This window comes from Methylorubrum populi (assembly GCF_002355515.1).
Taxonomy (GTDB): domain Bacteria; phylum Pseudomonadota; class Alphaproteobacteria; order Rhizobiales; family Beijerinckiaceae; genus Methylobacterium; species Methylobacterium populi_A.
This window is the reverse complement of the sequence record NZ_AP014810.1, coordinates 40,451-64,864: the sequence shown is the minus strand read 5'-3', so window position 1 is coordinate 64,864 and position 24,414 is coordinate 40,451. Positions and strand designations below refer to the sequence as shown.

Genomic DNA, 24,414 nt, shown 5'->3' with positions numbered 1-24,414 from the left:
TGCGTTTTCATTATTCGCAATCGCCGGTGTCGAGGGCGAGTTGAAAAGCAACGGGGGGTAGGAGGCGGCGATGGAGATCCACGAGATCCGTTACTTTCTCGCGGTCAGCGAGTTAGGCAACTTCACCAAGGCGGCCGAGCGCTGCAGCGTGACGCAACCCGCGCTGACCCGGGCGATCCAGAAGCTGGAGGACGAACTCGGTGGGTTGCTGTTCTCGCGCGAGCGCGGTCACGTGCACCTGACCGATCTTGGACGTCTGCTTGAGCCGGAGTTCAGCGAGATGAACGCGGGACGCGAGCGCGCCAAGCGGGCCGCCTCTCGCTTCCTGCGCCTGGAAGGGGCGCAGCTCACGCTCGGCGTGATGTGCACCATCGGGCCGATGCGCTTCGTCGGCTTCCTGAACCACTTTCGGGTGGCTCATCCGGGCATCGAGTTGACCTTGATCGAGGGCGTACCGGCCCGCCTGTCGGAGATGCTGCTCGCGGGCGAGCTCGACGTGGCGATCATGGCGCAACCGGACGGGTTCTGCGACAATCTGCGAGCGAGCCCGATCTACGAGGAGCGCTTCACGGTCGCCTGCGGGTTGCTCCACGAATTCGCCCGCCGTAACGCGATCTCGATGAGCGACATGGAAGGTCAGATCTATCTGCAGCGGATCAACTGCGAGTACCGCGACCGGCTCGCCGAACTCCTGCGCGAGCAAGGCACCGGAATTCTTCGGTCCCATCGCAGTGAGCGTGAGGACTGGATCCAGAGCATGGTGGCGGCCGGGATGGGAGTCTGCTTCTTGCCCGAGTTCTCCGTCACCCTGCCGGGCATCGCCTTGCTGCCGGTGATGGACCCGGTCGTGTCCCGGCAGGTCTGTCTCGTCACGGTTGCGGGCCGGCGCTGGTCATCGCCACTCGCGGCGCTCGTGGCGGCGCTCGGCCGATATCGCTGGCCTCCCAGCCGGTTCGATCTGGGCGAGGAGGTTACTCCTGAGCCGCTGGTATCCGCGTGAGGCGGGCGCCGAGCCGATAACCGCAAGGCATCGTCCCTACGCCGTAACGGCATTTCTGCCGCGGCCGCTACCCTCGGATGATCCAGGCGCATCCCGACCGGGATGGTTCCGACGTCCATCCAGGAGGGCAGCGATGGCCACGATCCCGAAGATCCGCAATGCGGTCAGATGCAACCTGCGAAGCTCACTCATCACGATTGCGGCCATCGCGCTCGGCGCCAGCACGGCACAGGCTGGTTCCTGCCCGGCGGACAAGGTGGCCGCGAGCGGCAATGGGCAGGCCGAGAGCAAGGCCTTGGCCAAGGGCGTGACCGACACCGTGATCGCCTCGACCGACCTCGTGAAGGAGCCGGTTGGCATAAAGGACCGGCAGTTCCGGTTGCGGCGGCTGGTGATCGAGCCAGGCGGCATCGTCCCCTGGCACAGCCACGGCGACCGCCCGGCCATCATATACGTCGTCGCAGGCGAGGTGGTCGAATACGCGAGCACGTGCGCGGTGCCGATCACCCACAAGGCCGGCGAGGCGACGACGGAGACGCACGCCACCGCGCATTGGTGGAAGAACACCGGCAGCACGACCGCCGTCCTTCTGTCGGCCGACCTCTTCCACGTGAAGGGCGATCCTCACGAGATGTGAGGCCGCGAGAAGGCAAGGAGGCGGGCCATGACCCATCCCGGTACGGTCGGCCTGAACGGGCCTACGCTGCGCGAGGGCAGCTACGCGGGTGACCTCGTCCGCAACCTGGTCATCGGCCTGATGGCATTCCTGACCGTGGTGGACCTGTTCGCAACCCAGGCCATCCTGCCGTCCCTCGCCCAGGCCTACGGGGTGAGCGCCGCCACGATCAGCTTCGCCGTCAACGCGACCACGCTCGGCATGGCCCTCGGCGGTCTCGGAGTAGCCCTGCTCGGTCGGCGTATCGACAGACGCCGCGGCGTGGTCGTCAGCCTGTTGCTTCTCGCCATCCCGACAGCGCTGCTCGGTACCCTGCCGGACCTCATGACCTTTGCCGCGCTCCGGGTGCTGCAGGGCATCTGCATGGCGGCGGCCTTCACGCTGACCCTCGCCTACCTGGGCGAGGCTTGCTCCGCGTCGGCCGCGGCCGGTGCCTTCGCGGCATACGTGACCGGGAACGTTGCCAGCAACCTTGTCGGCCGGCTCGTCGCCGCCGCCCTCGTCGACCACCTCGGGCTGGTCTCGAACTTCATCGCCTTCGCGCTGCTGAACCTCGCCGGCGCCGGCCTCGCCGTGCTCGTGCTGAGAGCCCCCCCGCCCAAACCGAGCGCAGACATGGGCCGGCACGGGCAAACCTCGCCGTTCGCCGTCTGGGCTGAACACTTCGCCAACCCGACGCTACTGGCCGCCTTCGGCATCGGCTTCTGCATCCTGTTCGCCTTCCTGGGAACGTTCACCTTCGTGAATTTCGTCCTGATCGGCTCGCCCTTCCTGGTCGGACCGATGATGCTGGGCTTCGTCTACTTCGTCTTTCTGCCCTCGTTGGTGATCACGCCGCTGGCCGGACGCGTGAGCGCTCGGCTCGGGCTCCGACGCGGCTTGGCCGTGGGCCTGCTGATTGCCGGGCTCGGCCTGCCGCTGCTGACGTCCATGGCCCTCCCGCTCGTCCTGGCCGGTCTCGTCCTCGTCGGGGTCGGCACCTTCCTGGCGCAAGCCATCGCCACGAGCGTCGTCGGCCGGTCCGCAACGGGAGAGCGGACGTCGGCGAGCGGGTTGTACCTCTTTTTCTACTATCTCGGCGGCCTCGCTGGCACGGCCGTCCTTGGACAGGTGTTCGAGCGCTGGGGCTGGGGCGCCTGCGTCCTCGGCGTGGCGGCCTCGCTCGCCCTGGCGGCGGCCCTGACATTGGGCCTGCGCGAGCCGAGTTCGGCCCGAGGTGTGACATAAATCCGAAGCCCGGCGGATCGAGCCCGGACCGCGATGGAGGATGCCATGCTCGATACGGTCCCACCTCAACCTCCCACGAACTCGTCTTCCGCGCCAACGGCACCCGAACCCGAGTCGCTCGCCCATGGCCTGCGCAGGCGATTCGGGCAGATCGTGCTGGTGTTACAGGGAGGCGGGGCTCTCGGCGCCTACCAGGTCGGCGTCTACCAGGCCCTGCACGAGGCCGGGATCGAGCCCGATTGGGTCATCGGCACCTCCATCGGTGCCATCAACGCCAGCCTGATCGCGGGAAATCCCCTGGAGCGCCGCCTCGAACGTCTCGATGCGTTCTGGAGCCGGGTCGAGCATGGTCCGCTGCATCGGACTTTGTCGGCGCTGCCGGTGTTCGGCACCTACGCCGCCAACTGGCTGACGATCACGCAAGGGATCGAACCGTTCTTCACTCCCAACCCGTTTGCCTTTGCCGGGCCGCATGTGCCGCTTGGTGCCGAGCAGGCGGGCTACTACTCGACCCGCCCGCTTGAGGCGACGCTGCGGGATCTCGTCGACCAACCGACGCTGAACCACGGCGGCTGCCGCCTCACGGTGGGGGCGGCGAACGTGGGCACCGGGCAGATGCGTTACTTCGACAGCCGGGACATGCGTCTTGACCTACGCCATGTCATGGCCTCCGGAGCGCTGCCTCCAGCCTTCCCGGCGGTCCGCATCGACGGCCAGCTTTACTGGGACGGAGGTATCCTCTCGAACACGCCTGTCGAGGCGGTGTTCGACGACAACCCGCGCCGGAACTCCCTGGTGTTCGCGATCCATATCTGGAATCCGGAGGGAGCGGAGCCAACCAGTATCTGGGAGGTGATGGGCCGCCAAAAGGACCTGCAATACGCGAGCCGCGCCCATACCCACATCACTCGGCAGAAGCAGTTGCACCGGCTCCGCCACGTCGTCGCGGAGCTCGCCAGGCGCCTGCCGGAGGAGGAGCGACAAACGCCGGAGGTGCGGGAGCTTGAGAGCTTCGGATGCCTGACGCGCATGCATGTGGTGCGGCTCCTCGCACAGCCGGTGGAGGGCCAGGACCATACGGGCGACGTCGACTTCAGCCGCGACGGCATCGCGGCGCGGCGGCAGGCTGGTTACGAGAACACCCGTAAGGCACTCGCCGACGCGCCCTGGGAGCGGGCGGTCGACGAGGTGGAAGGGCTTGTCCTCCACGAGAACGCGTCCGATCCGTCCGTCGGGTCGCTCTGAGATCCCGGAGCGGTTTCCTATCGGAAGTGCAGGTAGCGTCCGCGGACGAGGTGTAAATTCGAGGACCGCTTTGGCGGGGATTGGGGTGGCCATCGGGCCATGCGGCTAAGGTGGAGTTTGCGGACTTCAACCCGAACCGGGAGCACCCGATGACCGACGACAGAGTGGCACTGATCGAGGCTTTTCAGAAGGCTGACGACGGCAACTTCCTGCGCAGCCTGGCCGAGACGGTCCTGCAGATCCTGATGGAGGCCGATGTGGACGGTCTGATCGGCGCGGGTCGTTACGAGCGGTCTGGCGAGCGCAGCACCTACCGCAACGGGTATCGCGAACGCAGCCTCGACACGCGGCTGGGCTCGCTCAACCTCAAGATCCCCAAGCTGCGCACCGGCAGCTACTTCCCCGGCTTCCTGGAGCCAAGGAAGACCGTCGAGAAGGCGCTGGTGGCGGTGATCCAGGAGGCGTGGATCGCAGGCGTGTCGACTCGGCGCGTGGACGACCTGGTGCAGGCCATGGGGCTGTCGGGCATCTCGAAGTCCTCCGTGTCGAAGCTGTGCAAGGACATCGATGAGCGGGTGAACGCCTTCCTCAAGCGCCCGCTGTCCGGCGCATGGCCCTATCTCTGGCTCGACGCCACCTACCTCAAGGTGCGTGAGGGCGGGCGCATCGTCTCCGTAGCCGCCATAGTCGCCGTGGCGGTGGACACCGAAGGTCGACGCGAGATCATCGGGCTGCACATCGGCCCGTCCGAGGCCGAGGTGTTCTGGACCGATTTCCTGCGCGACCTGGTCAAGCGCGGGCTGTCAGGTGTGCAACTTGTCATCTCGGACGCGCACGAGGGGCTTAAAGCCGCCATATGCCGCGTCCTGAAGGCGACCTGGCAAAGGTGCCGGGTTCATTGGACCCGCAACGCGCTCGCTTATGTGCCGCGCGCTCAGCAGACCATGGTCGCCGCCGGCTTGCGCCACGCCTTCCAGCAGCCCGACCAGGAGGCAGCCCGAGCCGCGCTCCACCATCTGGCTGAGCAGCTTCACAACCGTTGGCCGAAGCTCAAAGGCTTCATCGATGCCACGAGCGAGGACGTGCTCGCCTACCTGACGTTCCCGCTGCAGCACCGAACGAAGTTGCACTCCACAAACCCGCTGGAGCGTCTCAACAAGGAGATCAAGCGACGCGCCGACGTGGTGGGCATCTTCCCCAACACCGACTCGATCCAGCGTCTGATCGGAGCCGTGCTGTTGGAGGCCAACGACGAATGGCAGCTCCAGCACCGCTACATGCAGATCGAGGGCATGGCTGGCTTCACCCCGAGCCTGCTCGACGACACCCTCACAGCAATTCCACCTCAGGCCGCCTGACCGATGGCCGCTCCAACTCCACCCCGAATTTCCACCTCATTGACGGACACGACCGAAGTGTGCATACGATTTGGCCCGCTCCAGCAGGTTTGCGCGGGATCAGCCGCGTCGGGTTGGACCGCACGTCCTCGAAGTTCGAAGCCGGAGGGCATCGTCTTGATGCGCAATCGGCATTTCACGGCGCTGGTACATTCCTCGAAAGTCTAAATCCAATAATAACTTTGGAGTTATGTCATGATGAAAACACTGACGCTCGCCGGCGCGCTCATTGTCACAACATCTGGATATGCTTTGGCCCAGCAAACCTTTTCAGCGTGGGGGCATGACTTTACCGTCTCGCAGTTCGCGCCCCAGCAGATGATGGTCGGCGTCGCGACCGACAGCAAGACGGGGCGAAAGTTCAACGTCGTGAAGCTGAAGAACGGGAAGATGATGGCCATCTCGCCGATCACCGGCATGCAGGGCATGCCCGAGATGGCCCAGGACGACATGGTCCAATAGGCCGGATTTAGGGCTCACTCATCCCTGATGGTTCGGGTGCCTCATGAAAACGCCTTCGAACGTTCTCGGGGCGCCCGTTCCGTTGTTCTGATCCAGATCGGGTGCGTGGCCAGGATCAGGCTCTGAAGCGCTAGGCATCCACCTGTGCTCGACGACATGGTCACCCTGGTCGGTGCGCGGTTCACGGGGCACGCACTGTGGACGCACTTCCGCCTGGCCTCGTTCAACCTAACGCACGGCTTTAGGAGCGCCCATGGGCGCGGGGGCATGGTGGACTACTGCTTAATAAGGACGGATCACTTAGGCGCGTCCGCGTCCTGCAAGATCATATTGCTCTTCGTTGGCGTCAAACACCGGTCACGTGAGCATTGTAGTCCATAGCACTTCTGCCAGGATCGTGATGCCATGCAAATCCATGACCTCGATCAGGCGGCCGCGTTAACGGTCTGGCCTCGTACGACTCCCGCTAGGATTGCGCGGAGCAAGGACTATGTGACCCTTCGCGAGGCGCTCGATGCGGCCGGCAAGGCCATGGCGGCGGAGGACGTCCGGACCTGGATCATCACAGAGGCCGGCGACATCCTGTCCCCGAGCTGGATCGAGGCTCGTGTGGGGACGCCCCTCGCCGGCCGCCGTCCCCACACATGACAAGCGCCAATCTGGATGCATACACGGGCGAACGGTTCGTAACTGCCCTCGTCCCATGCCGAGCAGTAAGCCACCTCAGGCATCCGCCGCCCGCATTGACGCACGTCCTCGCCGGCACCGTCTTTGGCTGGGCACTGCATCAACGCCAGAATGGCCGCACGTCGATCAATGCCTCATGCGCCTTCGCTGCCGAAGCCACGAGCTTCGTTGCCCTTGCCTCGATATCCGCGGCCGTCATCCCCGCCGCGAACAACGCCGAGCCCGAACCGGCCTCGGTCAACTCGTTAAGCAACTCGTGACCGGTGGTGATATCGTTAAGATCGCCCAGGCTGTCTTGCAGGTCTTCGAGTGCCGCAACGAACGCCATGTGGCGCTTGCTGGCTTTCTTATCAATGTAAAGGCCCGCGAAGAACTCGGCGCCATAACGCAGCTTCTTCGCCGCGATGCGGACGTTATGGCGTTCCTCGGCGTTAAGGCTCTCAAGGTCTCGACCACGCTTCTTGACCTGACGCCTGCGTTTCTCCAGCACGCCGGCCGCGAACGCAATCGCCGGCTGATCACGGCGTCGGGCATCCCTGTCGTCGCCGGACGTGAGCCATGATCCGGCGTTGATCCAGGCCACCAGTTCGAGGATGAACCTGCGCCATTCCTCCGAGGCCAGGGTCTTCCGGACGGCCTCATAGGCCTCGGTGCGCTGGGCTTCGAGGTGCTTCTCCAGGTTGAGCAGCCCACCCTCGTCCGGATGGCGCGCACGCTCGGCGGGTAAGGTCCTGGTTAGGAAGACATCGAGGTTGCGTGCCCGGCCCAGCGGCGCCGAGAGCCGCTTGAGGGCGGCCCGCATGGCCTCGCTCCGGCCGTCCGCGATCATGTCGCCGAAGAGCGAGAACGCCGACCGCAGGCGGCGGATCGCGACACGCGTCTGGTGAAGGGCGCCGACATCGCGACGTTCGAGGATGACATCCTCGTTGAGACGCATGTGCCGCAAGCAGGCGTGGGCGATGCTTCGGAAGGCGTCGGCCGCCGTCATCTCTTCCAAAAGCAGGACCGGCTCCGCCTTGCGCATGCCGTTCGGTTCACCGTCGATCAGGGCGAACCCGCGCTCCGGCTTGGTCCGGACCCCGAGCCTCACAGAGACCTGGGAACACATCTCGTGGGCGAGGTCGAAGAGGTCGGCCGGCGAACCCTCCTTCAGTTCGAGTTCGATCTCGCTGATGGTCACGGCGTCGGAAGCGCGCTTCCCGGCGGTCTGAGTGATGCGGCCTTGATCCAACGCGACCTCGATGCGCGAGGCACCCTGTTCGACATGATAGGCGAGGCGCTCGACGGCAACCGTGAACATAGGCGCGAGCTTCGTGTTCTTTCCCAGCAACTTGGCCAGGGGCGTACCTTCCAGGGCGTCGCGGTCGGGTTCCGGTCCCTCGACCGGCCGCTCCCACTCCGACCGTTCGAGCAATCCGTCGCCGGCGCCCTTCGCGGTCTGCACGTATCCATCCTTCGTGCCCCGCACCCGCAGGACGTATCCGGCCTCGCGCAGCCGCCCGTCGTGCGTATCGAAGTAGACGGAGTTCAGCTGATCCCGCTCCTCGCCGACGGCGCCCCGAAGACGCGGGTGCTCCCGCAGAATGGTCAGGTCGGACGCGTCGCAGACCAACTTAAGTTCGATTTCTTTCGGTGCTGTCATCGAATCGTTGTATCGCTCTGAACGCGACCCTTAAAGAGGGAGCGCCATCGAAAGGCGAAAATCCCCTTGGGAATGAGGTGCTCGGGAGCTGGCGACGGATCTTGCATTTCGATGGTGATGTCGACCCAGCATCGACTGCGTGGTGGAGGCACTCGATTGCCCGGGGTCCCTGAGGCTGACCGACACGGGTCCAGAATGGCGCCTTATCGGTCTAAATTTCCTGCGGGTCTGAAACTGCTTCCAAAAATTGACCCTACCCTAGAGCAGGGCTAAGCCATTGCGGGCTTAAGAATTTCGGATAGCTAGGCAGGGTCACGATCGACGTCGATCGTGACCCTGCCTCGACTTTTCATGTTCCCGAAGTTTCAAGTTCTTAGAGCGAGTTCTACTGGGGTCAAACTTCTATGCTTATCGACACGACGACGCGTCGTAGAGATTCGCGCTCCTGCGCCGGTGAAAACAGATATGCGCGCGCTGCACCTCCATTGCTCAAAGCTCGGAGAAATTGTGGATCCTCTTCGGCTCGCAGAAGCATGCCGGCGAGGGCGGCGTCGTCACCGATCGGGAAGTAGCCCGGATATGCGGGACCAAGCAGACCGATGGTACCGGGAATGCCGGAGGCGATGACCGGCAGTCCGGCTGCGATAGCCTCCGATACCACGTTGGCGCCGCCCTCCTGACGCGAACTCAGAACCATGACCCGGCCACGGGTCAGCCAGCGCCGCACCAAGGATTGGGGACGATCCCCGAGCCATAGGTATCGCGAATTGTCAGCCATCTCGGCCCGTGCCCGGGTCGCCCAGACTTCCTCATGGGCACCACCGAGATGGACGATGCGGATGTGGGACCGCACCGGAAGCCTCCGGGCCGCACGGGCGGCGCAGAACGGGTCTTTCTCGGTGCGTAGATGCCCGATCACCAGGACTTCGAAAGCCTCCTCGGAGGCCGCCCAGCGCCGTCGACGAGGCAAGGCGGATTGGAACACCACGTCGACCTTTTGGCGATGGCGTTCAGGAAGTGCGGCGGGGACCAGATCGTGCAGGCCAATCAGCCGGTCCGCGAGGTCGAGCGAGCGCAGGGTCGGCTCGGGATCCGCGGCGAGATAGTGGTAGATGTCCGTGCCCGTGAGGGCGACGATGAGCGGCCGTTCCGGATGGCGCGCCTTGAACCGCGCGATGGACGAGGAGCTGCGCCAGGCGTGCAGCGCCAGCATCAGATCGGCGTCCGCATCGTCCTCATACGTCGTCGCCACATCGACTTGATGGCCGAGATCGCCGAGGATGCGAGCCCAGCGCACTGCCGTGGTCCGGTTGCCGGCGCGGGATGTCTTCGCGGCCGGCGTGATGAGGCTGATCTTCATGGGTTCGACAGGCTTCCGGGACGATTGATGAACGCACAGGTTTCCGCCGCCGGTCTCGTGGCTATGCTGCAGGATGCCCGGGCGCGAACGCTTGAATTGGTGGCAGGCCTCGACCGTGAGCGTCTCATGGGGCCGCAGCTCGACATCGTGAATCCCCTTTTGTGGGAAATCGGGCATCTCGCCTGGTTTCACGAGCATTTCATCCTTCGCGGTCTCGACGGGCAGCCGCCCCTGATGTCGGAGGCCGACGGGCTTTACGATTCCGCGCGGGTGCCCCATGGGACGCGCTGGTCGATCCCGCTGCCCCCACTGGTCGACACCCTCGCCTACATGGCGAGCGTTCACGACGCGCTGGTCCGGCGCCTCGCTGGCCGCGAGCCCACGCCGCAGGAGGCCGAACTCTACCAGCTCGTCACCTACCACGAGGACATGCACGACGAGGCCTTCACCTATTCGCGCCAAACCCTCGGCTATCCGGCGCCGACCTTCGCAGTATCCACCTCAGCACGGGCCGCGGGTTCCGGCCCCTGGCCCGGCGACGTCCCGGTCAGCGGAGGCATCTGGCGGCTTGGGTCGGAGCCTGGCGACGGCTTCGTCTTCGACAATGAGAAATGGGCGCATCCCGTACCGGTTACGCCGTTTCGCATCGCTCGCGCGCCGGTGACGAACGCTGAGTTCGCGGCGTTCGTCACCGATGGCGGTTACCGTGAGGCAGCCTACTGGGACCCGGAGGGGGCGAAGTGGCGCGAAGGCTGCCGCGCCGAACACCCAGTTTACTGGACGCGCCGTGGGGCACGGGAGTGGACCGTGCGGAGGTTCGACCGCGAGGAGCCGCTGGCGCCCGATCAGCCGGTCATCCACGTCAATTGGCATGAGGCGAATGCCTATTGCCGCTGGGCGGGCCGCCGCTTGCCGACGGAAGCCGAGTGGGAGGCCGCCGCCGCAGGTGCGCCGGCGCTCCCCGACACCTTGAGCGAGACCAAGCGCGCCTATCCTTGGGGCGTCGAGGTTCCGACGCCCGAGCTTGCCAATCTCGATGGCGGTCACCTTGGCTGCGTCGATGTCGCGGCCCATCCCGAGGGCGACAGCGCCTGGGGTTGCCGACAGATGATCGGGAACGTCTGGGAATGGACGGCGAGCCCGTTCCTGCCTTTCCCCGGCTTCGCGCCCGACGCCTACAAGGAATACGGGCCTGTCGCAAACCCGCAGCGTTTACCCCGCGTTGACCATGCAGCCCGCATGGTGCCTCCAGTCCCGGAGGCCACCCCATGATCCTGTCCGCCATCGCCGCGAAGCTGAAGCAGCGTGCCAAGGCTGACTTCAAGGGCCGGCACTATGAGGCTGCCCTGATCGTCCAGGCCGTCTCCTGGTACCTGCGCTACCCGCTGAGCTACCGCGACATCGAGGAGCTGTTCCTGGAACGCGGCATGGATGTGGACCACTCCACCCTGAACCGCTGGGTCTTGGCCTACGCGCCGCTGATCGAAAAGCGGTTGCGGCAGTTCCGCAAACCGCACTGCGGCTCGGTACGCATCGACGAAACGTACATCAAGGTGCGGGGGGAGTGGCGCTATCTCTACCGGGCCGTCGACAAGCACGGCAATCCAGTCGATTTCCTGCTCACCGCCAATCGGGATCTCGATGCCGCCAAGCGCTTCTTCCGCAAGATGCTGCAGGATCAGCCGTTGCTCGCCCCGGATCGCATCGGCACGGATGGCGCCGGCACCTATCCACCCGCCATCTTGGCTGCGAGGAACGACGGCCTTCTACCCCGCGCGCCGCTCCACTATGTGACCAAGCACCTGCAGCAGGGCATTGAGAGCGACCACTTTCGGGTCAAGAAGAACATGCCCCGGATCGGCGGCTTCCAGTCCTTCCGCACTGCCCGGCGCACGATCCAGGGGTTCGAGGCCATGCTGTGGCTGCGCAAGGGCTTCGGCTTTGCCGGCGCATGGACCATCCGCGAGCAGAACCGACTGCTCGGGGTCTGCTTCGGCCTTCAGGCGGTTAACAGAGCCTAAAAACGAGACAGATCTAGCCTCTGCTGCGGCCTACGGCACGGCTTGCGACAGGCCCGTGGGCATCACCGATCGAATTAAGAAGGCGGCATTCGACCCGACGATACCCGGCGGTGGCGAAACCACCGCGGCGATCGTCGTCATCGGTCACGCGACCGGTCTTTCGATCGACGAATTAGGACGGGTGCTAGGCTTGTCCCACGCGGGGACGGTGCGGCTTGTCGATCGATTGGTTGCAGCCGGGTTCGCCGTTCGATCCAAAGCGCTACGGGACCGTCGTGCAGTAGCGCTGATGCTCACTGAGGCAGGCGAGACTCGCCTATCTGCGATCCTGCAACGAAGAAACGAGACTTTATCCGAAATCCTTAGCCATGTCTCGAATGCTGACCGCCTCGTGCTGGAACGTATTGCCGAGACAATACTTGCGCAGATGTCTGACGACGCTGTCTCGGCGCTGACGATATGCCGGCTCTGCGACGAGAGGCGATGCTACAACTGTCCGATGGATGCCTTTGGAATGCTGGAGTCGTCGACGCATAGAGTCGACCCATAAGTGCGCGCAGAGACGCTTAGCGTATATCTGTGCCCGTTCTATGTCCTGACCCCGATGTAGAGCCCGAGCATGTAGCCTTGCGCCAGCGCCGTGAGACCGGAGCCCGCCACGAAGGCGTGGTCCCAGGCGAGCTTGCGAGCAGGCGCCATCTTGGTGCGGAACTTGAAGGCGACGCCCCGCAGGATCAGGCCCAAGAGCATCAGGGCGACCGGCAGGTAAAGCTCGGTCAGGATGACGCCGTGGGCGGCGGGAAAGGCCACGAGCAGCAGGCCGGTCGCGAGGACGAGCCAGGTCTCGTTCGCGTCCCAGAACGGGCCGATGGAAGCGATCATGGTGTCGCGCTCGGCCTCTGTCCGTGCGCTCCCCAAGAGCACGCCAACCCCGAGGTCGTAGCCGTCGAGGATGACGTAGGCCAGGATCGACAGCCCGAGCAGCGCCGCGAAGACGACGGGCAGCCAGTCGGCGGGGGAGAGTTCGCCCATGGTCGCCTCCTCAGGCCGCCGCGCCGGCCGGTACCGCAGGCGCTGTCGGAGACAGGCTTGCGCCGCCCTGCGCGATCGGCTCGGACGGGCTGTGCGCCGCGGCCGCCCCGGACTTCATGGCGAGGTAGAACAGGGTGCCGACGTAGGCAGCGAGCAGTGCGACGTAGACCGCCACGTAGAGCGCCAGGGTGGTCGCGATCATCGTCGCCGGCACCGCAGAAGCGGCTTGTGCCGTCGTGAGCACCCCATGCACGAGCCAGGGCTGGCGGCCGATCTCGGTGACGTACCAGCCCGCCACCGTGGCGACCCAGCCTGAGAAGGTCATCGCGACCAGGGCCCGCGCCGTCCAGGCTCCGACCGCGCCGCGGCGCCAGAGCTGCCAGGCGCTCCACCAGGAAAGGACGAGCATCAGCATTCCGACGCCGACCATGACCCGAAAGGACCAGAACACGGGTGCCACAGGCGGGTGCTTGCCCTTGAAGTCATTGAGGCCCGGCACGACGCCGGCTGGGTCGTGCTTCAAAATCAGGCTCGCCCCGCTCGGGATACCAAGCTCGAAACGGTTCGCTCGCGCCTCCTCGTCCGGCAGGGCAAAGAGCAGCAGCGGCACGTTCCCGCGCGTCTCCCAGTTGCCCTCGATGGCGGCGACCTTGGCGGGCTGATGCTGCAGGGTGTTGAGCCCGTGCAGGTCCCCCACCACGATCTGGACCGGGATGAGAACGGCGCCGAGCCACACGCCGAGCCGCAGACCCTTGGCGACTGCAGGTGCCCGGTCTCCTCGCAGCCAGCGGAAAGCCGACAGGCCCGCGATCAGGAAGGCCACGGTGAGCCCCGAGGCGAGGAGCATATGCGAGAGTCGGTAGGGCAGGGACGGGTTGAATACGATGGCCCACCAATCGGTGGCGTGCGCTACGCCGTCACGCATCTCGAAGCCGTCCGGCGTATGCATCCAGGAGGACAGCACCATAATCCAGAAGGCGGACATCGTCGTGCCGAAGGCGACGAGGAAGGTCGCGAGCGTGTGCACCCGGTTCGACACCCGGCCCTGGCCGAACAGCATGATGCCGATGAACACCGCCTCGAGGAAGAAGGCGGTCATGATCTCGTAGGCGAGGAGCGGCCCCGCGATGTTGCCCACCGTGTTCATGAAGCCCGGCCAGTTGGTGCCGAACTGGAAGCTCATCACGATGCCGGACACGACGCCGAGCGAGAAGGTGAGCGCGAACGCCTTCACCCAGAAGCGGTAGACCTCCATCCAGCCCTCGTCGCGCGTGGCGTCGAAGCGCAGCTTGACGAAGAGCAGCACCCAGGCGAGCGCGATGGTGATCGTGGGGAACAGGATGTGGAAGGTGATGTTCGCGGCGAACTGGATGCGCGCGAGCAGGATCGGATCGTCCACGGCCTTCGCTCCTTCAGGTGGCGCGCCGCTTCACGGAGGACGGCACCAGATGAAGATCCGACATCGCGAGGGACATGCCTCGCCAGAGGGGCCCGGACCAGGGTTGAGATGTGTCGTGCCAAGCTTGGGCGCAAGGCTTAACCCTGTGCGGCAGGGCATCGGTCTACCAGCCGACCAAGGCCGCTCCCCACTCCAGCAGGGCAGCACCCGCCATGAACAGGAAGCCCGTCCAGGCGAGGGCTGCAAGGCCCAGGATGACGGCCAGCAGGATCGCCGCGCCGTCTCGGGCCATGAACCCTAAGCTGAACGCGATCAGGGCAAGGGCCGGTCCGACGTTGCCGAATGGGATCGGCAGGATGATCGCTACCGCGAGCGGCAGGAGCAGCAAGGCCACGACGGCGCGGGCGCGTCGGCCGGTGAGGCTGGCGAGCCGGCGTTCGTGCAGCCAGTGCTCCGCGCGAGCCAACCATGGTAGGGCGCGCGCGATAACGCCGCGCAGGATCGCAGAGGGCAACGTGCGTGAGCGTAGAACCTGGGGCAGCCAGAGCGCCCCTGCGCCGATCATAACCTGGATCGCGACGAGCGCGATCAGCGCTCCGAAGGTGATCCCGATCGGGCCGGGAACGGGGATGAGGGTCGGCAACGTCAGAAGCAGGAGGGCAAGCCCGAGGCCCTCAGGCCCGAGCCGATCGAACAGCTCGCCCACCGTGACACGCTCTTGGCGCAGCAACCCGGCCACCGCCATCACGCGGCGCGTGATGGCGCCGCGTCCTCGTATCGGTGTTCTCTTGGTGGTCGTTAGAACCACCGGGTTCGTGAGCGTCATCACGCCTGGCGTCCGGTGAGAAACGGCTGCGCGGCGGCAACAGCGCCCGCACAGGCCGGCGCGATCTCGACGAGCAACGCCTCCGGCCCCTTGGAGCCGACCCACACGTTGAACGTGTTCGCCATGGCCCACCATGGATCGGCGGTCGCCCGCTCCACGATTTGCGGTGCGGCGGACCGGGCGCAGGCGCTCACCTGTGCGACGACGGCCTGAGGCGCTCGCGCGGCGGCGAGCTTGTCGGCCATCTCGGCCTTGAGTGGGTCGATGAGGAAGAAGGCGACGAGGGCGGCGAAGAGGTCGGGCAAGATCACCTCCTGTAGGGTTCGTGGGGTCAGTCGGTCGCGTGCGTTTGCGTCAGCGCTTCGCGGTGGAACGCATTGAGGCGTGAGCGCACCTCGGAGGGGCGGGCCGGCAGACCGGCGCGGTGGAGGTCGGCCGTGATCTTGTCGACGACGTCGGCGTCGCCCGGAGCTTCGAAGTCTGCCAGATGCACCTCGACGGCGTAGGCCGTGAGCGGCGCCCCCGAGAGCCCCATCAGCCCTCCGGCCCACAGAGCCGCGAGCACGTTGCGGCGGGCGAGCACATGATCGCGGGTATCCTCGTCAGGGCACCACGAAGCGGGTGGGGCATGCATCGATTGCGGCTCGTGCAGGTGAAGTTGCATGGTCGTTTCCTCCGAGGGTTTTTGATGCTGGTTCACAGCGGCTCGGCGGCCAGCTGGAGCTCGGCCCTGGCCTCCATCTCGCGCAGTTGCCGGCGCAGGCTCCGCTCGCAGACGGCACAGCCATGCTGGCCAAGGTCGGCGGCGACCTTGGCCAGCACGTCGTCATGTCCCGGCTCATCGAGATCGGCGAAATGCACGCTCCAGGCGTAGGTCTCCGCATCGGGGCCGGTGAGCCCGAGGCGCGCGGCGGTCCAGAGCCCGAAGAGCACGTTGCGGCGGGCGATGATGCCGTCGCGGGTGTCGTGCTCGATCAGCAGCGCTTCGGGGCTGGTCAGGCGGTCGACGTTGGCGTGAGTCATGTGGTGCTCCGGTTCCGGTAAGTTGAAGAAGAATGACCGGCTCGCAGGTCGCGAGCGCCGACGATTGCAAGAGCGCTGGGTGATCTCTGGGGTGCGCCGTTCGGTGAGGCTGACGTCACAGAGGCCGAGCAACCAAGCTTGAAGCCGTCGTGCTGCGCCTGAGCGCGGCGCGGGGCACGAGCGAGAGGGCGGAGCTCGCTCCAAAGCGGACTCTTCGAGCCAGTCAGCAAGGGAAGGACCCGTCATCAACGGGAGGTCCTAGGCCGGCAAGCGATGTCAGGATCGGTCCGACATCGCGAGAGCGCCGGCAGCGCTCGCCAGAGGGGCCCGGACCACGGGTTGTACGCAAGGTGGGGATCGGCGCCCGAGGCTGTCAAGGTTACGCAATGCGAATGAGGTCCATTGGCGAAGGCGATGTCGATCGCGGGCGCGCCGGTCTTGAAACCTTGACGGTTCGCCACGACTTGAGGGTCATTGGGGTCCGGGCCCCTCTGGTCGTCCGCACAAGACGACGATGTCGGACTCTCTCACCTGACGAGCGCTTAAGCGTGCGCTCCGATCTTGGGAGACGTCAATGCACTCCGCTTACACTCATCATGATTTTACTTGGGCGGCGCCGTCCGACCACGTGCAAGACGCGCGCGAACGCCTCGACGCGCTGGCGCGGCTCCTCGACAGCGCGGTGCGCGTGCCGGGAACCAACGTGCGCGTGGGCGCGGACGCCCTGCTCAACCTGATCCCGGGCGTCGGCACGCTCACCTCGAAGGGGCTGTCCGCCTACCTGATCTGGGAAGCGCGCCGCCTTGGGGTTCCGTTCAAGACGCTTCTGCGCATGGCAGGCCACGTCGGCGTCGACCTCGTCATCAGCGCCATCCCTGTCGTGGGCTGGTTCGGCGACGTGTTCTACCGCTCCAACCAGCGCAACATGGCGCTGCTGCGCGAGCACCTCGACGGAGTCGGGGCCGCTGAACCGCGCCCGCATGGGTGGGTCCTAAGGACTGACGCCGCGCCGGCGCCCATCATGGAGGGCGTGCGATGAGGCGCCTTATGTGGATCCTTGCTCTCGTAGCGGCGGTGCTGTGGTCGTTTCTCGCCTGGGGGACCTATGCGCTCCTTGGCTGGCTTGGAGATGGGCTTGCCGCGAACGCGGACCTCGTGACGGGCCACCCCGAGACGGTGGTTTGGCTGTCCTGGCTCGCTGGCCTGCTCACGAGCCTGGGCCTCGCCGGCGTGATCGTCATATGGCTGATCGGCTGTGCGCTTATCCTGGTCGTCCCCGCCGTTCTGCGCCTCGCCGGGCGATCAAGCCGGGTCTCCAGATCGCCAAGGTGGGCGCTTCCGCCGGGCTCTGCAACCGACTCGATTTGGCGCTCGCGACGCCTCATGCATCGTTTTCTCAAAAGAAGATAACGATGACCATACGAACTGCTAAGCTGGTTCTCTCGTTGAGAGGCGCTCATTCCTACGGCCTGCATCGGTCGTGACACCGCTGACGACCGGTGCAGGGGCGAAGCACACCCCCCTGCACCGGTTGAACTCCCAACCTTCTCCTCTCGGCGAAACCCCGTGGCCTCTTCTCCCTCGAACTCTTCGACTGAAATCCGGGCGAGCTTCGTCCTGCTCGGGGCGGCGGTCGTCGCTCTCATCCTTGCCAACTCGGCGCTGTCTGACCTCTACGGCGAGGTTCTCGCGACGCCGATCCGGATCGGCGTCGGCGCCTACGAACTCGCCGACCCGCTGAAAGACTGGATCAAGAACGCGCTGATGGCGGTGTTCTTCCTGTTCATCGGCCTGGAGATCAAGGCCGAGTTCAAGGAGGGCACGCTCTCGGACGCCAGCCGCGCCGCCCTGCCCTTCGCCGCCGCCGTCGGCGGCATGGCGGCGCCCGCGCTCGTCTATCTCGCCCTCGCCGGCGGCGATCCCGTCTTCGCGAACGGCTGGGCGATCCCGGCCGCGACCGACATCGCCTTTGCGGTCGGGGTCGTCGGCCTGCTGGGCAAGCGGGTGCCGACCGCCCTCAAGGCGTTCCTGCTCGCGGTCGCCGTCATCGACGATCTCGGCGCCATCCTCGTCATCGCCGCCTTCTACACCGCCGAGATCAGTCTCGTGGCGCTCGCGTGGGCGGCGGGAGCGGTGCTGGCGCTCGCCGTTTTCAACGCGGCCGGCGTGACGCGGCTCGCGCCCTATCTCCTTGTCGGCGCCGTGCTGTGGTTCTGCGTGCTGAAGTCGGGCGTGAACCCGACGCTGGCCGGCGTGGTCACGGCCCTCTTCGTGCCGCTGCACGGCACGGGCGCGAGGGCGCATCCCTTGCACGACCTCGTCCATGCCCTGAAGTTCCCCGTCCTGTTCGTCATCATGCCTGTGTTCGCGCTGGCGAACGCCGGGGTGCCGCTCGTCGGCCTCGGCTTTGACGAAATCGCTCATCCCGTGACCGCCGGCATCGCGCTCGGCCTCGCCCTCGGCAAGCCCATGGGCATTCTGCTCTGCGTCTTCGTCGTGGTCCGGGCCGGCCTCGCCCACCTGCCCGCGGGCGCATCCTGGGCCCAGGTCGCAGGTATCGCCTGCATCGCCGGCATCGGCTTCACGATGAGCCTCTTCATCGGGGCGCTCGCCTTCACCGACGGCTCGCTGATGAACCAGGTGCGGCTGGGCGTGCTGGCGGGATCGACCGTCTCAGCGCTGGCCGGCGTCGCTATCCTGCTCTTCGCTACCAGGGCCGCGGCGCTCGGCGCGCCGGCGCGCCCGGTCTCTGCCCTACCAGGAGCGTAGCCATGGACGTCGCACTCTCGATCCTCGGCGGCCTCGCGCTCCTCGTCCTCGGCGGCGAGTTCCTCGTGCGCGGCGCCGTGCAGCTCGCCGAGCGCATGGGCGTCTCGCCGCTCCTCATCGGCCTGACCCTCGTCGGCTTCGGCACCTCGACGCCGGAACTCGTGACGAGCGTGCAGGCGGCGCTGATTGGCTCGTCCGGCATTGCGGTCGGCAACATCGTCGGCTCCAACATCGCCAACATCTTGCTGATCCTCGGGCTTGCCGCCCTCATCTCGCCCATCGCGGTCCCCTCGGGCGCGCTCAAGCGCGACGGCGTGTTGGTGGTCGCCACCGCCGCGCTTCTCGCCTTGGTCGGCTGGACCCTCGCTCTCGAGCGCTGGGTCGGCGCTCTCTTCGTCGCCGGCCTCGTCGCCTATATCGTCTACGCTTGGCGGCAGGAGCGGGTCGGCGGCGATGGGCACACGGCGGCGTTCGAGAAGGCCGAGGCGTTCGAGGCCGTGCACGCCGGCGTTCATCAGGCGGGCGCCTCGGCTCCGAAGGCGGGGCTCGCTGGCGTCGCGCTGTCGCTCGCCTTCGCGCTCGGCGGCCTTGCCCTGGTCGTCCTGGGCGGCGGCTACCTCGTCGAGGGCGCGATCGCCCTCGCACAGCGTTTCGGCATCTCGGAGACGGTGATCGGCCTCACCATCGTCGCCGTCGGTACCTCGATGCCTGAGTTCGTCACCTCAGTCGTGGCCGCGATCCGCCGTCAGTCCGACGTGGCGCTGGGCAACGTTCTCGGGTCCAACATCTACAACATCCTCGGCATCGGCGGCCTCACCGCGCTCATCGCGCCGACGGCCGTGCCTCCGGAGATCGCCCGGTTCGACAATCTGGTCATGCTCGCCGTCTCAGGCCTGCTCCTCGCCTTCGCCTGGACCGGGCTGCGCATCGGCCGTCGAGAGGGGGCGGCGCTCGTTTTGGGCTACGGTCTTTATGTCTGGGCGATCTGGCCGACCTGAGAACCGGCGACGTTCGGGGCGACCATATCTCTTGAACTTGGCCGTTCGCGTTCGCATCTGAAGCCTAAGCCCGAGTCCGGGCCCCTCTGGCGAGGTCTCTCCTCGCGATGTCGGACTCCTCACTGACGTTTGTCATAGGAGACCGATCGCCATGGAGCAGAAACCCTTCGATCAGCGCCGCTGGCTCACGCTCGCCCTGTTCACGTTCTTCGTGTCGGTGCTCTTCGGCCAGTTCGTTCCGCGCGAGGGCGCCGGCCGGCCGGAGGCTTTGCCCTACTCCGCGTTCGTGGGCGCGGTGGAGCGAGGTGAGGTCCGCTCGGCCCGCATCCAGGGTCAGACCATCGAGGCCCTCCGCACGGACGGCACGAAGGTCACCACCTTCGTGCCTGACGGTTCGGATGTGGTCACGACGATGCAGGCCCGCAGCGTCGAGGTCACGGCTGTCCCACCGCCTCAACCCTCGCTGCTGGCGAGCCTATTCTGGTCGATCCTGCCGATCGCGCTGCTCATCGGCGTGTGGGTCTGGATGAGCCGCCGCGCCATGAGCGGCCTGACGGGGTCAGGTGGTCCGCTCTCGTTCGGCAAGTCGAAGGCTCGTCTCATCGCGCCGGAGAACGCGACCGTGACCTTCGCCGATGTCGCCGGCATCGACGAGGCGAAGGAGGATCTGCAGGAGATCGTTGAGTTCCTCCGCGACCCGCAGAAATTCCAGCGCCTCGGCGGCCGCATTCCCCGCGGCGTGCTGCTCGTCGGCCCGCCCGGCACGGGCAAAACGCTGACGGCGAAAGCGGTCGCTGGTGAAGCCGCAGTGCCGTTCTTCACCATCTCGGGCTCGGACTTCGTGGAGATGTTCGTCGGCGTCGGCGCGAGCCGCGTGCGCGACATGTTCGACCAGGCCAAGAAGAACGCGCCCTGCATCATCTTCATCGACGAGATCGACGCGGTGGGCCGCCACCGCGGCGCGGGCCTCGGGGGCGGCAACGACGAGCGGGAGCAGACGCTGAACCAGCTCCTCGTCGAGATGGACGGCTTCGAGGCCAACGAGGGCATCATCATCATCGCGGCGACGAACCGCCCCGACGTGCTCGACCCGGCGCTCTTGCGCCCCGGCCGCTTCGACCGCCAGATCGTCGTCCCGAACCCGGACGTGGTCGGCCGCGAGGCCATTCTTCGAGTTCACACCAAGAAGGTGCCGCTCGGACCCGACGTCGATTTGCGGACCTTGGCTCGGGGCACTCCGGGCTTCTCCGGAGCCGACTTGGCCAACATCGTCAACGAGGCGGCCCTGCTCGCTGCACGCCGGTCGAAGCGTATCGTCATGATGCGAGACTTCGAGGACGCCAAGGACAAGGTGATGATGGGCGCCGAGCGCCGCTCCATGGCGATGACCGACGACGAGAAGCGGCTCACCGCCTATCACGAGGCCGGCCACGCCATCGTCGCGCTGAACGTTCCCGCCACCGATCCCGTCCACAAGGCGACCATCATCCCCCGCGGTCGGGCGCTCGGCATGGTCATGCAGCTCCCTGAGCGCGACAAGCTCTCGATGAGCTTCGAGCAGATGACCTCGCGCTTGGCCATCATGATGGGCGGGCGCATCGCGGAGGAGATAATCTTCGGCAAGGAGAAGGTGACGTCGGGCGCGCAGAGCGACATCGAGCAGGCGACCAATCTCGCCCGCATGATGGTGACGCGCTGGGGCTTCTCGGATGAGCTCGGCCCGGTGGCTTACGCCGAGAACCAAGGCGAGGTGTTCCTCGGCATGTCCATGGGACGCCAGCAAAGCCTCTCTGAAGCCACGGCCCAGACCATCGACAAGGAGGTCCGTCGGCTCGTCGAGACCGGCCTCAACGACGCCCGCCAGATCCTCACCGAGCGGCGCGAGGACCTGGAGACGCTCGCCCGCGGCCTCCTTGAGTACGAGACGCTCTCGGGCGACGAAATCCGCGACTTGCTCAATGGAAAGCCGCCGGTGCGCGACGCCGGCGAGCCCTCGCCAGCCACCCCTCCCAGGAGCTCGGTGCCGAGCCGGCCGCAACGCCTTGCGGACTCCGGCAAGTCCCCCACTCCGCAGCTCGAAGGAGCGGGCTGAAGCTTCCGCCCAAAGGAGACCCATTCCACTCGTATCCAGAGGAGACCGCACATGAGATCCGCTTCGCAGACCCTTTCGCCGGTGGCGGCTTGGTATCGACCGACGGTGTACTACTACGGCGGCGCGCTGATCGTGATCGGCCTTGTCAGCGTCGTTCTGGGCGGCCTGCCGCACTGGACGGTGCTGATCCCGGCGATCCTCGGCGGGCTCGTCTGCCTCGCCGGCTTCGCGGCGCGACAAGGCGTGTTGTCGGATGTCGCGGCGAGCGCCTGCGCTCTCACCATCGCACTCCTGGCGCTCGCCGGAACGGCGACGGCCGTGCCGGTTCTCCCCTACGCGCTTGCTGGCTCGAGTGACGTCGCAAACGCTGGCGCTGTCGTCGCCCGCAGCGCGACGGCGCTTGTGTCCGGCGGCTTCGTCGTCACGATCCTGCTGCTTTGGTGGCGATCGCGATAAGGAGTTCAACCGCGGGGCAGCTGAACTCGTCTGTCCCGCGGCGACACGTCGGTCGATGACCATTCAGTTTCGAGAAGGGAGGCACCATGCCCGGCCGTGAGCGGTCGCGCCGTCGCAACGCGGAGATCGAGGCCGCGCACGAATTCGACGACCCGTTCGCCGCGGCGGTTCGCTCGGGCCGTATCCCCGTGACAATTACCGATCCCCGGGAGCCCGACAACCCGCTCGTCTACGTGAACGACGCGTTCGCTCGCGTGACGGGCTACCCGCGCGACGAGGTGATCGGGCGCAACTGCCGCTTTCTGCAAGGCCCTGGGACGGACCAGGCCACTGTGGCGCGTATCCGGGCGGCGGTGGAGCGCGGGGAGCCGATCGAGGTGGAACTGCTCAACTACCGCCGGGACGGGACGCCGTTCTGGAACGTTCTCTTCATCAGTCCCGTCCGCGACGCGGCGGGCGACCTCGTGTTCTTCTATGGCACGCAGGTCGACCTCACGGCTCGCAAGGCGCTGGAGAGGGACCTGCAGAGCGCGAACGAGGAACTCGCCGCCGCGCTCGCCCGGCAAGACCTCCTCCTACGGGAGGTCGACCACCGCGTGAAGAACAACCTGCAGCTCGTCGCCTCGCTCCTGCACCTCCAATCCCGGTCGTTCCAGGACGCGGGCCTGCGCACCCTCGTCGACGGCATGATCGAGCGCGTAGCGGCGATCGGAACCCTGCACACCAAGCTCTACCAAGCGACGGACGTCCACCACGTCGACGTCGGTGCTTACCTGGCCGACCTCGCGCGGGACACACTTGCGACGAGCGGGCGGGGCGACACCGTCCGGCTCGATCTCGACATCGATCCCGTCGCGGCCGCTCGGGTGCCGGCCCGCGACGCGGCCTCCCTCGGATTAATCGTGAACGAGCTCGTCACCAACGCCCTCAAGCACGCCTTCCCGAACGGCCGCCCGGGGCGCCTCACGCTCCGGCTCGCAGCCATCGGCCCAAGCGGTGCTCCCACGCTCGAAGTCGAGGACGACGGGATCGGCCGTGATGCTGGGCAACTCGTCTCGCCCCGGCCGCGAGCCGCAAGCGGCTTCGGGACGACGCTACTGACCATGTTGGCCAAGCAACTCAGGACCGAGGTCGCGTGGGAGGACGCCACTCCCGGCACTCGTGTGCGCTTGTTGCCACGAGCGAACGGAAGCACATCGCTGCCCTCGTAGGCGCGCGTCAGACATAGCGCGCCGGAGTATCGAGCGCCGAAAGCGAAAAGGACGGGCGGGGTCACCCCGCCCGTCCCGTTCCGACCCAACCGGAGCTTCGACGCTCAGGCCGCCTTCTTCAGCGGGCTCGTCGCCTCGTACTTGGCGAGGTGCGCGATCACCTGCGCCACGAGCACGAAGCGGTTCGTCGCGAGTTCCTCCACGGTCTTCACCTGGAGCGCCTCCGCGAGCAGATCAGCCTCCTTGCGCGAGATGCCGGAGAGCACCGCGGGCGAGGCCTTGGCGATCTCGCGAAGGGGCCTCTTCTCCCACTTCGAGTCGAGGATGGCCGCGAGGCTCGGGTTGAACGCCTGGTCGGTTCCGACCTTGGTGGCGTCGATCTTCTCGAACTTGGCCAGGTGGGCGATGGCCTGCGCCCAGAGCACGTACTTCGACGTGGCGAGTTCCTCGATCGACTTCACGTCGAGGGCGTCCATCACCTTAGCGGCCTCCGTGTGGGTCAGCCCGCCGAGGGCGCCGACCGAGGACGCGGCGATCTCCCCGTAGCTCTTTCCCTGGTGCGTCTCGTCGACGAGGGAAGCGAGATCGTTCTTGAACGGCATAGAAGTCCTCCTCTTGCGGTGGCGCGCGTCATCGCGCGCGTCAGGTTCGACATCGCACAGCATCGTGCTGTGCCAGAGGGGCCCGAACCTCGACTGAAAGTGTGGATACCTACATCATTGAGCAATGTGCGGATGAGAAATGATGATCATTGGCTTTGCCGATGTACGATGCCCGAACGGACCATCCCATCATCACGTCTTGCAGCACTCCGGGTCCCGGGCATTTCTAGATTTTGAGTGGTGCATACTCAAACGCAGAGCCGCTGGCCAGACCAGTTCGCCCCCACTC

At 66.3% G+C, this 24,414-nt stretch carries 24 protein-coding genes and 1 pseudogene; 16 read left to right on the top strand and 9 right to left on the bottom strand.

All coding sequences use genetic code 11. The features are described 5' to 3' along the window. Positions 1–70 precede the first annotated feature (70 nt). The 7 genes from MPPM_RS26850 to MPPM_RS29135 all read left to right on the top strand — a co-directional run bounded on the left by MPPM_RS26850 (position 71) and on the right by MPPM_RS29135 (position 6,655). Positions 71–1,000, top strand: coding sequence for a LysR family transcriptional regulator (locus tag MPPM_RS26850; protein ID WP_063986895.1), 930 nt, complete (start codon positions 71–73; stop codon positions 998–1,000). Positions 1,001–1,133: 133 nt separating this feature from the next. Next, the gene (locus MPPM_RS26845) at positions 1,134–1,637 is read left to right on the top strand and encodes a cupin domain-containing protein (RefSeq protein ID WP_063986894.1); all 504 of its coding nucleotides are present in this window, start codon (positions 1,134–1,136) and stop codon (positions 1,635–1,637) included. Positions 1,638–1,664: 27 nt separating this feature from the next. Continuing rightward, positions 1,665–2,903 (top strand): MFS transporter, encoded by a 1,239-nt coding sequence (locus tag MPPM_RS26840; protein WP_082773257.1) that lies wholly within the window; start codon positions 1,665–1,667, stop codon positions 2,901–2,903. Between the two features lie 45 nt (positions 2,904–2,948). Next, on the top strand, positions 2,949–4,148 hold the full coding sequence (locus MPPM_RS26835; RefSeq protein ID WP_082773265.1) for a patatin-like phospholipase family protein: 1,200 nt from the start codon (positions 2,949–2,951) through the stop codon (positions 4,146–4,148). A 149-nt stretch (positions 4,149–4,297) separates the two neighbouring features. After that, the gene (locus tag MPPM_RS26825; protein ID WP_003596089.1) at positions 4,298–5,506 is read left to right on the top strand and encodes an IS256-like element ISMex14 family transposase; all 1,209 of its coding nucleotides are present in this window, start codon (positions 4,298–4,300) and stop codon (positions 5,504–5,506) included. 234 nt (positions 5,507–5,740) lie between these two features. After that, positions 5,741–6,007, top strand: coding sequence for a hypothetical protein (locus MPPM_RS26820; RefSeq protein WP_012457154.1), 267 nt, complete (start codon positions 5,741–5,743; stop codon positions 6,005–6,007). A gap of 492 nt (positions 6,008–6,499) precedes the next feature. After that, a complete protein-coding gene (locus MPPM_RS29135; protein WP_230366166.1) occupies positions 6,500–6,655 on the top strand; it encodes a hypothetical protein in 156 nt (51 codons plus the stop codon). Between the two features lie 139 nt (positions 6,656–6,794). On the opposite strand, the gene MPPM_RS26805 is transcribed toward MPPM_RS29135, so the two are convergent. Both MPPM_RS26805 and senB read right to left on the bottom strand, forming a co-directional pair. Continuing rightward, the gene (locus MPPM_RS26805) at positions 6,795–8,336 is read right to left on the bottom strand and encodes a CYTH and CHAD domain-containing protein (protein WP_012457151.1); all 1,542 of its coding nucleotides are present in this window, start codon (positions 8,334–8,336) and stop codon (positions 6,795–6,797) included. Between the two features lie 394 nt (positions 8,337–8,730). After that, complete coding sequence (gene senB / locus MPPM_RS26800; protein WP_012457150.1) at positions 8,731–9,696, bottom strand: selenoneine biosynthesis selenosugar synthase SenB; 966 nt, start codon at positions 9,694–9,696, stop codon at positions 8,731–8,733. A 27-nt stretch (positions 9,697–9,723) separates the two neighbouring features. Here senB and senA point away from each other — a divergent pair, with 27 nt between their 5' ends. From senA to MPPM_RS26785, 3 genes are read left to right on the top strand one after another with little or no spacing between them, the layout of a single operon-like run. After that, on the top strand, positions 9,724–10,968 hold the full coding sequence (senA, locus tag MPPM_RS26795; protein WP_012457149.1) for a selenoneine synthase SenA: 1,245 nt from the start codon (positions 9,724–9,726) through the stop codon (positions 10,966–10,968). After that, on the top strand, positions 10,965–11,717 hold the full coding sequence (locus tag MPPM_RS26790; RefSeq protein ID WP_012457137.1) for an IS6-like element ISMpo1 family transposase: 753 nt from the start codon (positions 10,965–10,967) through the stop codon (positions 11,715–11,717). The genes senA and MPPM_RS26790 overlap by 4 nt, the downstream gene beginning before the upstream one ends. A gap of 55 nt (positions 11,718–11,772) precedes the next feature. After that, the gene (locus MPPM_RS26785) at positions 11,773–12,267 is read left to right on the top strand and encodes a MarR family winged helix-turn-helix transcriptional regulator (protein ID WP_082912145.1); all 495 of its coding nucleotides are present in this window, start codon (positions 11,773–11,775) and stop codon (positions 12,265–12,267) included. A 53-nt stretch (positions 12,268–12,320) separates the two neighbouring features. On the opposite strand, the pseudogene MPPM_RS26780 reads toward MPPM_RS26785, so the two are convergent. The 6 genes and pseudogenes from MPPM_RS26780 to MPPM_RS26760 form a co-directional block, all read right to left on the bottom strand. Then, positions 12,321–12,749 (bottom strand): annotated as a pseudogene (locus MPPM_RS26780) (cytochrome d ubiquinol oxidase subunit II); the annotation flags it as partial. 10 nt (positions 12,750–12,759) lie between these two features. Beyond that, complete coding sequence (locus MPPM_RS26775) at positions 12,760–14,148, bottom strand: cytochrome ubiquinol oxidase subunit I (protein ID WP_063988303.1); 1,389 nt, start codon at positions 14,146–14,148, stop codon at positions 12,760–12,762. Between the two features lie 163 nt (positions 14,149–14,311). Further along, the gene (locus tag MPPM_RS26770; protein ID WP_157914318.1) at positions 14,312–14,974 is read right to left on the bottom strand and encodes an exopolysaccharide biosynthesis protein; all 663 of its coding nucleotides are present in this window, start codon (positions 14,972–14,974) and stop codon (positions 14,312–14,314) included. Then, positions 14,974–15,279 carry a hypothetical protein gene (locus MPPM_RS28320; protein WP_157914317.1) on the bottom strand — a complete coding sequence of 102 codons (306 nt, stop codon included), beginning with the start codon at positions 15,277–15,279 and terminating at the stop codon, positions 14,974–14,976. Before MPPM_RS28320 ends, MPPM_RS26770 begins: the two co-directional genes overlap by 1 nt. A 26-nt stretch (positions 15,280–15,305) precedes the next feature. Next, complete coding sequence (locus MPPM_RS26765) at positions 15,306–15,638, bottom strand: DUF1476 domain-containing protein (RefSeq protein WP_082912289.1); 333 nt, start codon at positions 15,636–15,638, stop codon at positions 15,306–15,308. A gap of 32 nt (positions 15,639–15,670) precedes the next feature. Next, the gene (locus MPPM_RS26760; protein ID WP_063988305.1) at positions 15,671–15,997 is read right to left on the bottom strand and encodes a DUF1476 domain-containing protein; all 327 of its coding nucleotides are present in this window, start codon (positions 15,995–15,997) and stop codon (positions 15,671–15,673) included. Between the two features lie 628 nt (positions 15,998–16,625). Here MPPM_RS26760 and MPPM_RS26755 point away from each other — a divergent pair. From MPPM_RS26755 to MPPM_RS26725, 6 genes are all read left to right on the top strand, one after another. Continuing rightward, entirely contained in the window at positions 16,626–17,036 is a 411-nt protein-coding gene (locus MPPM_RS26755) for a DUF4112 domain-containing protein (protein WP_063988306.1), read from the top strand. A 527-nt stretch (positions 17,037–17,563) separates the two neighbouring features. Further along, positions 17,564–18,766, top strand: coding sequence for a Na+/H+ antiporter NhaA (nhaA, locus tag MPPM_RS26745; protein WP_063988308.1), 1,203 nt, complete (start codon positions 17,564–17,566; stop codon positions 18,764–18,766). A 2-nt stretch (positions 18,767–18,768) separates the two neighbouring features. Further along, a complete protein-coding gene (locus MPPM_RS26740) occupies positions 18,769–19,764 on the top strand; it encodes a calcium/sodium antiporter (protein WP_063988309.1) in 996 nt (331 codons plus the stop codon). Between the two features lie 151 nt (positions 19,765–19,915). Then, complete coding sequence (ftsH, locus tag MPPM_RS26735; RefSeq protein ID WP_082912295.1) at positions 19,916–21,856, top strand: ATP-dependent zinc metalloprotease FtsH; 1,941 nt, start codon at positions 19,916–19,918, stop codon at positions 21,854–21,856. A gap of 51 nt (positions 21,857–21,907) precedes the next feature. Next, entirely contained in the window at positions 21,908–22,312 is a 405-nt protein-coding gene (locus tag MPPM_RS26730) for a hypothetical protein (RefSeq protein ID WP_063988310.1), read from the top strand. A gap of 86 nt (positions 22,313–22,398) precedes the next feature. Next, positions 22,399–23,523, top strand: coding sequence for a PAS domain-containing protein (locus MPPM_RS26725; protein WP_096488055.1), 1,125 nt, complete (start codon positions 22,399–22,401; stop codon positions 23,521–23,523). 104 nt (positions 23,524–23,627) lie between these two features. Here the strand turns inward: MPPM_RS26725 and MPPM_RS26720 are convergent, their stop codons facing one another. After that, positions 23,628–24,125, bottom strand: a complete 498-nt coding sequence (locus MPPM_RS26720; protein WP_082912089.1) for a hypothetical protein — start codon at positions 24,123–24,125, stop codon at positions 23,628–23,630. Between the last annotated feature and the right edge of the window lie 289 nt (positions 24,126–24,414).